This window comes from Gardnerella leopoldii (assembly GCF_003293675.1).
Classification (GTDB): domain Bacteria; phylum Actinomycetota; class Actinomycetes; order Actinomycetales; family Bifidobacteriaceae; genus Bifidobacterium; species Bifidobacterium leopoldii.
The window spans coordinates 118446-131411 of the sequence record NZ_CP029984.1 but is presented as its reverse complement, the minus strand read 5'-3'; the positions used below and the strand labels follow the sequence as shown (position 1 = coordinate 131411).

The following is a 12966-nucleotide window of genomic DNA, read 5'->3' as shown; positions in this document are numbered from 1 at the left end:
TAGACTTAAGTCGATTGACTTTTGCCACCTATGCTTAAAAATATGCTTAAGAAAAACTACGTTTAAGAATAAAAAGGATGTTTTATTTTGATGCACTCAACATGGCTGTCTAATAAAAGCCAAAATCTCAGCCATGCGCTAACAGGCGAAGAAGCATACAATAACAATCGTCTTACACGTCCTGCTTTAATTTCTCTTGCTATTCTTACGTTTATTACATTTATTGGCAATTTCGCACAATTACAACTTACTGCAGCATTGCCAACAATAGTTCAAGAATTTGGCATAAGCGTCACAACTGGTCAGTGGCTTACTTCTATTTTCCAGCTGATTATGGCAATTATGGTTCCACTTACAGCATTTTTAACAAGACGCTTTTCTACTCGCCAAATTGTTATTACTTCCATGTCGCTTTTTACTTTTGGATCCGTACTTGCATGGCTTAGTAGCGACTTTATGATGGCACTTGTTGGCAGAACTCTTGAAGCTATTGGCACTGGCGTAATGTGGCCTGTTTTACAAATTACCGTATTCTCCGTCTACCCTGTTACTCGCAGAGGTGTGGCAATGGGAAGCGTTGGCATGGCTATGAGTATTGCTCCAGCAATCGGTCCTACTATTGGCGGTTTGCAAACTGATATTAATGGATGGCGTTCTATTTTCTGCTCTCTTACTATTATCGGAGCGCTATCCGTCGTTTTAGCAGTATTTTTCTTGCATAATTTTGGAGAACATGATCTTAACGCGCATGCTGATTTCTTCTCGGTTGGTCTTTCGGTTATCGGCTTCGGCGGACTCATGTTTGGATTCACTAATATTGAAGGATGCGGAATTTCCCACCCATTATCTTGGGCTCCTATGATTATTGGTGCTTTTGGAATTGCTTGGTTTGTTATAAGGCAGTTGCGAGCGCAAAAACGCGGTCACACTCCTCTTCTTGGTCTTAATGTGCTTAAAAACCGCTACTTTATGGTAGGTACTATTTGCGCTTGCCTTACATTTTTTGCTTTCAGCTCAATTATGGTGCTTATTCCGCTTTATATTCAGTCTGATCGTGGTTTTTCAGCAACTATGAGCGGCTTAATTCTGCTTCCTGGAGCGTTCGGCATGGCTATTTCGCAGTATTTTGGTGGTCGTATGCTAGATCGCTTTGGAGTGCGCCCAGTTGCTATGGCAGGCTCTATTATTCTGTTTTTTGGCACTGTAATGATGAGTCTTATTGACATGGATACGTGGATTTGGTGGATTTCCATTTGGCAGTTTACTCGCCAAATTGGCATGGGATTCTTGCTTATGCCAATAACTACGTGGTCACTTAATTGTTTGCGTAAGGAAGAGCTTGGCGACGGTTCGGCTGTAACTAATACTATGCGTCAGCTTTGGGGCGCTATTGGAGCACCTGTTTTAGTAGTTACAATGACAGTATTGACAACTCTTCACCATTCTGGCACAGGTCACGCTGCCGATGTTGCTGCTAGTATTTTTGGAGTTCAATGGACTTTGCGCATTAGTGCTATTATTACGGGAATTATGGCTCTTATCGTTATTTTTGGAGTCAAGGGCGAAGGCACAGGTTCTGCTCACAATCTTGCGCGTAGAGCTATTGACCGTATGCGCGTTTTGCATATTCCTCATTCAGCAGAGCATCACGACGTAATGCACGATCACACCCATAATCATTACTAAATGCTTATTAAACGCTTACTAAGTCGCTTTTAAGGATACTAGACTGAGCAAAATCCTTACTTTGGCAATTTCTGTGCAGAACAGTTATGCAATACGCTTTCCATACTCTGCTTTTCTTCGCGAGTTACAGTTAAACCATATTTATATTTAACAGCTATTTGCCTAGCAACATATTCGCACCTAAAGGTTTTGTTTGAAGGAAGCCAGTAAGCTGCGGACGCGGAACCTTTTTCTTGATTAGCAGCTCCTTCAACCGCGAGTAGATTCATCATATCGTTGCCAAATTTTAATCGTTTTGCACGATTCCATTTCCATGCTCCAGATTCCCACGCATTTTGTAATGCAACAACATGATCTATTTGAATTAAGGCACTAGTTTTTCGCCCACGCACGAAGTTGATATCTTTGCCAGTATACGGATCATGCAACAAGCCGAAACGCACTTGGCAAGATCCTGCGTACTTGTATTTCACATTTTGTAAATCACGCGCTAAAACATCTTCCCTAACGTCACATCCGTTACCGTCATCGTCAGTAGTACGATATCCAAATACTTGACGCTCGTACCCGTAACGATAAGGCTTAGATATACGCAATTTTTTCAATGCTTGCGCAGCTTCTCCGCTTGCTTCATATTCTCCTGTAATCTTCCCAACGTTACTGTTTATTTTAGGAAGCAACAAGCCAATAACAATCCCACATAAAACAGCAAACAACAGCATCCAAAACAGCGCAAGAAACTGCCTCTTGTTACAACGATTACGCATGTCCAGTCCCCCAACCCAACTTATGCATATTCTATATTTTTTAAATTAAAGTTAGTTACTGCTCTTAACTCTCATAACAGACGGTATTCTTTGTAAAACAACATCTACAACTTGCTGAATCATAATTACAAGCAAAACCATTGCCATAACAGCATAAACAGTGCTCCATGCTGGAATATTAGCTGGAACTGGATGGATAGTGTGAGAAACCACTAGTGCTGCTACAGAAATGCTAATTAACGATATAGCAAGAACAAGTGCCGACATGCCTCCACTTTTACGAGCCAAACGCATTCTTTGTTGAGAAACTTTATGCATTGAAGTAACCATTCGATTAACGCAATGCTCACCTTGCCTAAATGCAAGTACTTCATCGATACCAAGTTCAATATCACTTACTTCATTCTCAACTTCATGTTGTTCAATGCGCACTTTATTTGCAATATGCTTGGAGCGTATAAGTAAGTATCGAGGAACAATAAACATAATAAACACGCACGAAGCAATAGCTACATAAGACAAATTCGCATCGAAATAGTACAAAACAACCATAAGCGGCACAACTGCAAATATCATTCCAACATTCATGCTGATATGAGCTTTATGCCAACGTTCGTGATGCATATCTACACCTGCAAATGTTGTAACAAGAGTTAATGCACGAACTGCCATACAAGCAACAGCAACAAGCACACACTGTTGCATTACAAAACCAAATATTGGACGTCCTGCAACAGCAAACATTGCTGAAACAATAGCAACAGGAATACATACTGCAGAAACAAGATTGAGAGCAGTACTAAACATTGATATAAAAGCAAAAATAGCACGTTTGAACTTTGAGATTGTTCTCACTTCATAAGTGTAAGCAATACTTGCAATAGAAGAAATATGCTTGTTTTTATTAGGATCTTGCTGAGCTTGCTCAACGTTTTGCGAGTTTCGTGAGTTTTGCGAGTTCTGAGATTCGTTTAATTGATTTAGTTGCGTAATATTTTTAGAACTATCATTAGCAACATGACGATACGATTCTACAGTTGCTATTTCATCAGTTGCGCTAATTCCAGCATCATTTGGCATTAACACTATTACATTCGCATAACGCGCTATGCGACGCAATATTTTAACAATTTCTTCAGCTTCATGATTGCTAATATCACATTGGGAATAATCAAAAACGTACACTTTAGTGTGTCTTAAAATTGCTCTAGCAAGAATAACACGACGCTTTAAATCTTCAGAATTATAGGATGCTTCAGGATTATTAAAAAGTCTATCTATTGGCATATCTAGACCGTCGTAATCGGCATAAACAACGCCATCTATTCGCACAGCTCGCAATGCATCCCACATCGCAGTAGTCGTAGCTGTTGGAGCAGCCAAAAGTAAGTTTTCTCGCAATGTTGTGGAAAATAGATGACTTCGCTCGCTAACTATAGTAACAATATCTGCTAAAGCTGCAGAACTTGCATCATTCAACGACAAGTAAGATGCACTATCGTTTGCGTCAAATACTTCAGAAACTACAAATGGAGAAACATCATCTTCATGAATATCATAACGGTCGCTATAAGAAAGCAATATGTCAGCAGATTTGTTAAAACCTGTACCAGAAAGTATTTTCTCACGCATAACATGATGATATTTACTTGGAATAACTTGCAATTCACCAGATTTTGCAATTATCGATAAACGCTGGGCTTCATTAGTGTTCGCATTATTTTCCGAAATATTGCATCGCATACGCAAAGCAATATTGGTTGAGCCATCAGGCAAAGATAATGTTGAACCATCGTCACTAAATGCTATTGGAGCAGGAGAATCAGTAACCATTTTCAACAATGCTTCAACATGATCCAAACCATGAACAGCATGCTTAACTACATGCATATTCTTACCAACAATTCTCAGTGGCTGGACGCTTAACATTAACAAGGGCATTGTTAACAGAGCTGCAGCAAGACCTACACCTTTAACGGAAGATAACCAAACAGTTGCAACAATTGCGAGTCCAGCAATAACATAGGCAAATAACGCACTTACACAACGCCACGATACTGGGCTTAGTGCCAACGAGAATATAAGAGAAGCGACATTAAACAATGCAGCTAATGCGCAAATCCCGGCTATAGCAGGGTTAACTGTAAATAGTGCTGCAGAAACAACTACAGGAACAGGAATAGCTGCAATAATTTGTGGAACTAAAGAAGCAACAAAACTTTGTATTGCAAAAATATCTTCATTTACACGCAAAGAAGTAATGTCATGAGAATCTTCAATATCTACAGAACGTAGAGATAACATTGCGTGCAACATTTTAGGGCGCAAACGCATAGCTATTCGCGACTCAATTTCTGCACAAACAGTACACGACCAGTAAAAAACTGCATATTTCAGCAAAATAATAGCAGCTAAAGCAATAATGTAAGACGTAAATTCAACAGAACTCATTAAAGAAGTTCCAGTAGAACGAACAGGTCTTAATACTGGAGACAACATCCCAACGCAAACGTAGACAAAAGCTATGTTTACAAGATAAGAAATCGCAAGACACGCCGACCTTAAAATAACTAGATGCTTAATTCCTGGCACGAACGCAAAGCAGCGATTTATCATCTCCTGATCCTTTTCTTTATTCCATATTTATTCAAAAAACCACACACTCCCAACTGATGTTAAGATTACGCTTCACACACACCATCAACACGCCGGCATCCGCGTAATTATGCTGATTTTAAGCCATTTTGCCAGATATTAGCATTAAGAAAATAAAGTTGTTTCACAACTGTTTCACGCAATATTTAAATAATTAAAAATACCATTCTTAATTCTATTCTCAATAATTTTTTAATGCAATTTTTCACAATCGCAAAATTATCTCAATACGGCACCAATAGAAGAACGCAATTTTAAGCCAGCAGGTATTTGCCCAACTCCATGAGACATATCTGGGAATGCTGGCTCAGGCCCATGATTCATTAATCTCAAAGCTTCACGCACTGCCAACGACCCTAATTGCTGCATATCGAGACTCACAGTTGTAAGAGGTGGGAAAAAATCACTTATTGCCGGAATATCGCCGAAACCAACAACACTAATATCACTTGGAATTTTCAAACCGTGCTCATACAAGGAACGCACAACTCCTACTGCCTGCTCATCGCTTGAAGCAACAATAACAGTCGGCAATGCAATGCCATCTATGCCAAATTTCTCAATCATATGATTCATTCGCGCGTAACTTTCAGAAGACTTCCACGAAGTACATTGCACAATATGCGAATGAATACCTTGAGCAGTTGAAAGTGAACGCCATGCAATGAGTCGCGTTGCAGCACCTCTCCATTGCGAAGGACCTGCTATATAAATGGCATTTCGATGTCCATAATGCGCAATAAGTGACACAATATCGTTCATTGCGCGAGATTGATTAATACCAATCATTGAATACTCAACGTTGCTATGAGAACGCAACATATTCATGCCTTCATGCGCGCTTATTGCACCATGAGTAGCAGTAACGCATACGCACGGCTTAAGAATACGCGTACGACACAGTGACGTAAATATTGCATCTGTTGGAGCGTCAATTATTAATCCGTCGACATTTTGCTCTTCAAAACTCTCGCATAAATCTTGAATATCACTTTGTTCACATAATGTTTCGTTGACCATGCTAATAGAAAGAAAAAGACCACGAGATTTTGCTTGCGCTTCTATAGGAGCAATAATGTTTCGAGATGTTCTATTTTCTGCACCAACGATAAGCCCTAAAGTACGCGATTTCTTAGTTGCTAATGCGCGTGCTGAATTACTCGGATAATACCCAAGCTGCTCAATAACTCGCAGAACTTTAATTCGCGTGCTAGCAGAAACATCAGGAGAATTATTAATAACGCGAGAAACAGTTTGATGACTTACACCAGCAGCGTGCGCAACATCGATCATTGACACGCGTTTTGCTTCATTTTTTGCCATATGCACCCTCGCTTATAAATGCCAAGACAATCTATGCAAATCGCTAGGTCCTACTTTTTTAATGGCATTGCGATGAGCTAAAGAACCGTAACCCTTATTACTTGCCCAATCGTAGGCTTCATATTGCGGATTTTTAGCAAGAGATACCATAAGATTATCTCTAGTAACTTTTGCCAAAACTGCAGCTGCAGCTACGCTCGCACACTGCCTGTCTGCTTTTACTAAAGTATGAACTTTTACAGGCTCAGGAACGTAAGGAGCGTCAAAAGTATTTGCGACTTTGTCAATATAATCGCAAGGTCCATCCAATATTGCGGCAATACGAAAGTTTGAATTCGCACGCGTATTCGCACGCGTATTCGCATTTACGCTAAAACTTAGCTTTTTAATATCTTCTTCAACTTTAGAAATTGCTTTTAATGCAGCGACACCAAGCGCATAGCTAATGCCCCACTCATCAATTTCTGTGTTAGTGCAAGATCCGACTGCCCAAGTTGTACACCATTTTTGCAACGGTTCATAAAGCTCTTCTCGACGCTTTTCGCTCAGCAATTTAGAATCAGCTAAGCCTTCAGGCATATAGTTTTCTTTTACTTGTTTAATTCCAATAACTACAGCTCCTACCATCACAGGACCTGCAAGAGAGCCTCTTCCTACTTCATCAAGACCAATAACCCAATCATAGCCTTCGCAAAGCAGATCTTGCTCATATTTAAATGATGGAACAAGCGGTATATTGGATGATTTATTTGGCATAATTGAAATCAGTTGATATAAGTCGCGCTAATACAATTTCGTTAATACTCATTGCGCTAATACTTTTATTTTGCAGGACGATCAGGCACATTGTTAAAATCATCATGATGTTCGTCTAAAAGACCAATTCGATCAAGCGGCCACGATCTAAACACAGCAACGCCCTCGATTTTGGAAATAGGAACTAAACCGTCATCGCCATCATTGCGATGGTATCGTGAATCTGCAGAATTAGAACGATTATCACCCAAAACAAACACGTGACCGGCTTTGACTTTTACTTTAAACGGAAAAGCACTCGGGTCAACACCAGGACGAATATAGGAAGATTCTCGTATTGGAACACCGTTCACAACAATAGGCTGCCCAGCGCCTTTACATTCAACAGTATCTCCAGGCAAACCAATAAGACGCTTAATTAAATCCTTGCCAACAGCACCGGAAGAATTTTCACCACTCAACCAATGTGCAGGATCCTCAAAAACAACAATATCTCCACGTTTTAATGGGAATAAGCGCGGAGTTAGCTTAGTTGTAATAACATAATCGCCAATATGAATAGTATCTAGCATAGAGCCAGAAGGAATTGTGTAAGCTCCAAATAGGAACACACGAATAAGTATCACTACTAATACTGGAATACCGAACCATGTTATAGCATCGCGCAAAGTTAGGCGGTCATTTTTAGCACGCTTAGAATGTGCAAAATGCTTACCTTTTCTATTTTTGCGCTTAAACATGCGAGAGCCGGAAGGTAAATCTCCTTCCGGCTCTGGTGGAACCGGTGAAGGATCTATACCATGACCCGCTACTGAAACGATATGAGTATCGCTAATTTGCGTGTCATCAGTCATAACAAATACCCTTCACATAAGTTCCATTTTACTTAGCAGAGTTATCGCGACGCTCGGCAATACGAGCAGCCTTACCACGCAAAGCGCGCAAGTAGTAAAGCTTAGCGCGACGAACGCGACCGCTACGAACCAGCTTAATCGAATCGATAGCTGGAGAATGAAGTGGGAAACGACGCTCAACACCAGTGCCGAAGCTCACCTTACGAACAACGAAAGTTTCACGCACGCCAGCACCCTTACGAGCAATCACAACGCCGGTGAAAGTCTGAATACGAGTGTTGTTGCCTTCCTGAATCTTAACGTTGACATCAACGGTATCACCAGGACGGAAAGCTGGAATTTCTTCAGCAGCCTTAAGATGCTTAGCATCAAATGCTTCTACAGCATTTACCATAATATTCCTCCATCGCCGCCGCATATCGACGCATAGTAAGCGTTAGCAACAAATGTGCTACGCAATTCTTTCCCCAAAAAGTTCGCTTTTAGGGGGCTTCCGATCCGCGCAATCTTAAATAAGAAGCGACTAGACCTAAAAGATAAAAGAACTATGCGGCATCCCTTTATCGAAAGCATACAAATACCAAATTATGCTCAATAATGGACATTATTGAGCATAATTCCGCACTATTCCGCACTATTTCAGCGCACAACTCCATCGAGAGGAGCAGTTTCAACTGTACGAGTCAACTCGTCATCATCAGCGTCATAATCAAACAACTCGCCGTAACGACCCCAGCTAATTGCAATATCAAACTGCTGACGTGCCAAAGCATCCGTGTGCTTACTGCGCAACAAATCCAAAATCAGCTCGCCACGAAGCTTTCCGTTACGATTCCTACTCAAAGCTTGATCAATTGCGTGCACAAGAGGTGCATGTTCAATCGCAAGACGAGCAAAAACTTGCTTACTGTGCAAAATATCGGCATTATGCCACTCTTCACCCTCAGAAGTAATAGTAATATGACCGTTTTCTGCAGTAAGTAAATTAAGCATCGTACCCGCATCGACAAGTGGGAACAAATCATCAATCTCAAACGACAAATCAGCTGCCAAATCAGCCAAATCAATGCCATCTGGGTTTTCAGAAATCACGTCAAGCAAACCAGCCATACCACCTGGTGTAGCGTTTGGAAGCAAATGAACAGCCACAGGCTCTGCCTTTGCCTCACCTGCTTCAGCTTCATCCTCACTTTGCTTATCTTCATCTTCATCGTCATGGTGGCGCTGAATAAGCATATCTGCAATTGCTGCAGCTTCGTTATCTTCAGCATCTTCATTAGTTGCATTATTTGCTTGATCTTGAGAATCAGCATCTTCGGAAGCGTCTTGCTCTGCAGCGCTTTCTGGAGCAGAACCAGTCAAAATAGCATACAGATTATCAACCATCGCTTCAAATTCAGCACTGTGCTTATCTCGAGGACGAGGCAAATCAACATTCACATCAGCAATTAAGTGACCTGGATGAGATCCAAGAACCACAACGCGATCAGCCATTTGCACAGCTTCTTCAATATTGTGCGTCACAATAAGCACAGACTTAATATCTCGCTCCTCGCTAGACCACAGCTTAAGAACTTCCTGACGCAAGTTTTCTGCAGTAAGCACATCGAGAGCAGAGAATGGCTCGTCCATAAACAATGCATCCGGTCGTAGCACCAACGCGCGCGCAATACCAACTCGCTGACGCATACCGCCGGAAAGTTCCTTAGGATATGCTGTTTCAAAGCCGTCCAAACCGATTGCGTCAATTGCAGCTAAAGCAAGCTCAGTACGCTTTTCTTTACTAACGCCTCTAGCGCGCAAACCAAGTTCCACATTGTCTTGTACTGTAAGCCACGGCATAAGAGCGAAGGTTTGAAATACGATTGCAACCCCTGGGTTTGGGCCTGTCAGCTCGCGTCCGCGATATGTTACTGTGCCTTCTGTTGGCTGCACAAGACCAGCCATTGTGCGTAGGAAAGTTGATTTTCCAGCACCAGAACGTCCTAATATTGCTACGATTTCACCTTCGCGAAGGGTGAAAGAAATATCGTGCAAAACGTGCTGAGTAGTGCCACTGTCAGAAGTGAAGCTTTGACTGATGTGCTTTGCGTCGATAATATCGCTTGTAATTGAGGATTGCACTTTTTTTGCATTGCTCTTTAAAGTATTCATAATTTTGCCAATCTTTTTCATAAAATTTTGTTATTTTAAGCGATTTATTAGTAAATTTTATTAGTAAATTTTATTAGTCGATTTAATTCAATACGTAACGTTTTTCGGAAATACGTTGCATTGGCGACCAGAATAATCGGTTGCTTAAAACAACAATCAAGCTCATAACAGTTACGCCAACTAAAGTGCGCGCAGAATCTCCTAAAGTGGTTGCATTAGTAATATATGCGCCCAAACCCTGAGTTTCCATGTGATTCTTTCCATATTCCACAATCTCAGACACAATTGAAGCATTCCATGCACCGCCTGCAGCTGTAATACCGCCAGTGCACCATGAACCGAAAATAGACGGCAAAATAAGCGTCTTCCATCGCAAAGTACGATCCAAGCGGAAGCTGCGCGTCATTTCACGCAAATCATCAGGGATAGCACTAGCACCTGCAATAACATTGAACAGAATGTACCATTGCGTACCAAGAGCCATCAAAATAATACTTCCCCAACCAAGATCAATATGCCAAGCCATAAACCAAGCCATAGCAAACGGGAAGATGAAGTTTGCTGGGAAGCTAGCAAGAATTTGCACTATAGGCTGCATAATACGCGAAATCTTAGGATTCATGCCGATTACAACACCAACAGGAACCCAAATAAGCGAGCTTATTAAAATCAACACAGCAACGCGTATAAAAGTGATGCCACCAAGCATGCCTGCAGTAATAAACTCATGCAAACCTGCAGTTGTATACACAAAGTAAAGCATATGGGCAGCGCCAGCAGCCACAATAATTAGCATAATAACGTTAAATACCCAATCACCAAGCTTATGCTGAGCAGCCTTGTGAGGCCACTTGGAGCCTGTGCGACCGAATGGGCGCGTTACTTTTTCAAGCCACTCGCGAATTGGCAAAAACAGTTTACTAATAACTTCATCTGCATGAGAGTGACGAATAAGAGTCAAAATAGCACTGTGACGCTCATTATCAGATGCGCTTTGCGTAATGCGGAAACGCTCAGCCCAAGCTGTAAGCGGTTTCCACAAGAAGAAGTCAAGTGCCAAAACAACAATCACCATCGACACAATAGCCCACCAAATAAGACCAAGCTTATTTTCAGCAGCAGCTTGTGCCACAAAACTACCGATGCCAGGAAGAGCGTAAGTGTGATTATTTACGGAAATCATTTCCGAAGCTGTAAGGAAGAACCATCCGCCTCCAACAGACATCATGCAATTCCAAAGCAGAGGAATCATTGCGTTAGGCATGTCTAGCACCCAGAAACGTTGCCAATGCGTGAGTTGCAAACTACGAACTGCCTCATCCAGTTCCTTTGGCTCGCTGAGCAGCGAACGGTGGAACGAAAAAGTCATATTCCATGCTTGACTCGTAAAAATAGCAAAAATCGAAGCGGCTTCAACACCAAGCATCGATCCAGGGAAAATTACCAACCAAATCGTGACAGTTGCCGAAAGGAAGCCAAGAATTGGAACTGATTGCAAAATATCTAGAAGAGGAATAAGCACCTTGCCAAGCCTACGACTGCGAGCTGCAATAGAGCCATAAACAATAGTAAATATAAGAGATGCAACTAATGCGATCAGCATGCGAAATACTGAGCGCAAAGTGTAGTAAGGCAGATTGATTAAGTCCGTGGATACCTTAGATGGTATGCCACTTGGACCAATCGGTTGATTTATGCGCTGAATAAGGAAGGCAGTTACGCCAAAAACGGCAATAATGCCAACGCACACAATAATATCCGACCAGAAACGAGTGTTCTCGTCGACTTGCGCGCCTGCGCTTTCTTTGCGCGAAGTTGTAAATACGGTCATAATAAAGTCCTCGAATAGGCAATAAGTGGGTTCACTTTCGTGTATTTTTTATTTCTATTCATTTATTACGCAGATATCTATTGAGATTTCTATGCGAATTTCTATTTAGATTTTCGTAAATTCTTGCGTAGCCGTATCACCATTGATTACGTTACAGGCGCAAATAACTAGAACTCACGTTTTAACTCCACAAATTATATTTCGTAAATTATACTTCGTAAGTTGTATTTCGTAAGTTATATATTTCGCAAGTTTTGCAACCTAAATTCGGTGATTGCCGGCTTCATATATTCAGGAGGAACATCCGAACTACTACTGCCAATAGTGTCAGAGCCTTCATCAGTACGAGTACTAGAATTATGGCTTTTACTGTCATGTTTCACGGCAAATCACCTCCTTAAGTTAGTGCGCTGCCGGCGCAAATCTTCATCATTGAATCGGAGGTTTACAAGAGAACAGAGGCGCACCAAAACACACAAACGCATGTTAAGCGTGCCACGTCGTTCAAGCTTCAGCTTCGCAGGGCGGTGGCGTTGCATTAGTCGAAGCCTTGAATTCGACAACGACTGTTAACCAGCGTGCAGTGTCTCCACTGTGTTGCGGCAGCAACCCGTATCCCCGTGGTAGCCTTACCTACCGACCGTGCTCATTATAAATTATTGTTGCAGTTGTGTCAACATGCAGCAAAACACATTGCAATGCCGCAAAAGGCGCAGCTTTATCGTTTAAAAATAGGATTTTTACGCAATAAAAAAGCTTTCGGCTTTGAATGAGCCCCTAGTAGCTCAAACAAAACCGAAAGCCAAACACACCCAACAGCAGAAAAAGCAAACAAGAACTAGCAAATGCCGTGAAAAAAGGAATTTTAGCAAAACAGCATAGCCAGTAAAACAAGCAAACTTAAATCCGCCAGAGCAAAGAGCCCTACACTCTATGCCAT

Annotated in this window: 11 protein-coding genes and 1 riboswitch; of the genes, 2 read left to right on the top strand and 9 right to left on the bottom strand. The window is 41.5% G+C overall.

The genetic code is table 11. From position 1 onward, the window contains the following. Positions 1-90: 90 nt before the first annotated feature. Complete coding sequence (locus DOD25_RS00645) at positions 91-1686, top strand: MDR family MFS transporter (protein ID WP_064340570.1); 1596 nt, start codon at positions 91-93, stop codon at positions 1684-1686. Between the two features lie 56 nt (positions 1687-1742). Here the strand turns inward: DOD25_RS00645 and DOD25_RS00640 are convergent, their stop codons facing one another. The 9 genes from DOD25_RS00640 to DOD25_RS06395 form a co-directional block, all read right to left on the bottom strand. Next, a complete protein-coding gene (locus DOD25_RS00640) occupies positions 1743-2453 on the bottom strand; it encodes an HNH endonuclease family protein (protein WP_004574033.1) in 711 nt (236 codons plus the stop codon). Positions 2454-2504: 51 nt separating this feature from the next. Beyond that, positions 2505-5069, bottom strand: a complete 2565-nt coding sequence (locus tag DOD25_RS00635) for an ABC transporter (RefSeq protein ID WP_064340569.1) — start codon at positions 5067-5069, stop codon at positions 2505-2507. 258 nt (positions 5070-5327) lie between these two features. Then, positions 5328-6431 carry a LacI family DNA-binding transcriptional regulator gene (locus tag DOD25_RS00630; RefSeq protein WP_004105321.1) on the bottom strand — a complete coding sequence of 368 codons (1104 nt, stop codon included), beginning with the start codon at positions 6429-6431 and terminating at the stop codon, positions 5328-5330. A 12-nt stretch (positions 6432-6443) separates the two neighbouring features. After that, positions 6444-7187, bottom strand: a complete 744-nt coding sequence (locus DOD25_RS00625) for a ribonuclease HII (RefSeq protein ID WP_112928513.1) — start codon at positions 7185-7187, stop codon at positions 6444-6446. 65 nt (positions 7188-7252) lie between these two features. Beyond that, positions 7253-8041 carry a signal peptidase I gene (lepB, locus tag DOD25_RS00620; protein WP_004105326.1) on the bottom strand — a complete coding sequence of 263 codons (789 nt, stop codon included), beginning with the start codon at positions 8039-8041 and terminating at the stop codon, positions 7253-7255. A 28-nt stretch (positions 8042-8069) separates the two neighbouring features. Further along, positions 8070-8435: a 50S ribosomal protein L19 gene (rplS, locus tag DOD25_RS00615; RefSeq protein WP_004105329.1), complete on the bottom strand. Its 366-nt coding sequence runs from the start codon at positions 8433-8435 to the stop codon at positions 8070-8072. Positions 8436-8680: 245 nt separating this feature from the next. Continuing rightward, on the bottom strand, positions 8681-10195 hold the full coding sequence (locus tag DOD25_RS00610; RefSeq protein WP_032842404.1) for an ABC transporter ATP-binding protein: 1515 nt from the start codon (positions 10193-10195) through the stop codon (positions 8681-8683). Between the two features lie 82 nt (positions 10196-10277). After that, a complete protein-coding gene (locus tag DOD25_RS00605; RefSeq protein WP_004105335.1) occupies positions 10278-12026 on the bottom strand; it encodes an ABC transporter permease in 1749 nt (582 codons plus the stop codon). 236 nt (positions 12027-12262) lie between these two features. Then, positions 12263-12409 (bottom strand): hypothetical protein, encoded by a 147-nt coding sequence (locus DOD25_RS06395; RefSeq protein WP_004574037.1) that lies wholly within the window; start codon positions 12407-12409, stop codon positions 12263-12265. A gap of 104 nt (positions 12410-12513) precedes the next feature. Beyond that, positions 12514-12674: riboswitch (M-box (ykoK) riboswitch) on the bottom strand. Between DOD25_RS06395 and DOD25_RS06375 the strand changes: the two genes are divergently transcribed. Beyond that, complete coding sequence (locus DOD25_RS06375; protein WP_162720531.1) at positions 12647-12799, top strand: hypothetical protein; 153 nt, start codon at positions 12647-12649, stop codon at positions 12797-12799. Its footprint overlaps the riboswitch before it by 28 nt. Positions 12800-12966 lie beyond the last annotated feature (167 nt).

Bases quoted from the DNA above. Each gene is read 5' to 3' on its own strand.
- DOD25_RS00645 (WP_064340570.1), top strand. From the start codon at position 91: ATGCACTCAACATGGCTGTCTAATAAAAGCCAAAATCTCAGCCATGCG.
- DOD25_RS00640 (WP_004574033.1), bottom strand. From the start codon at position 2,453: ATGCGTAATCGTTGTAACAAGAGGCAGTTTCTTGCGCTGTTTTGGATG.
- DOD25_RS00635 (WP_064340569.1), bottom strand. From the start codon at position 5,069: ATGATAAATCGCTGCTTTGCGTTCGTGCCAGGAATTAAGCATCTAGTT.
- DOD25_RS00630 (WP_004105321.1), bottom strand. From the start codon at position 6,431: ATGGCAAAAAATGAAGCAAAACGCGTGTCAATGATCGATGTTGCGCAC.
- DOD25_RS00625 (WP_112928513.1), bottom strand. From the start codon at position 7,187: ATGCCAAATAAATCATCCAATATACCGCTTGTTCCATCATTTAAATAT.
- lepB (WP_004105326.1), bottom strand. From the start codon at position 8,041: ATGACTGATGACACGCAAATTAGCGATACTCATATCGTTTCAGTAGCG.
- rplS (WP_004105329.1), bottom strand. From the start codon at position 8,435: ATGGTAAATGCTGTAGAAGCATTTGATGCTAAGCATCTTAAGGCTGCT.
- DOD25_RS00610 (WP_032842404.1), bottom strand. From the start codon at position 10,195: ATGAATACTTTAAAGAGCAATGCAAAAAAAGTGCAATCCTCAATTACA.
- DOD25_RS00605 (WP_004105335.1), bottom strand. From the start codon at position 12,026: ATGACCGTATTTACAACTTCGCGCAAAGAAAGCGCAGGCGCGCAAGTC.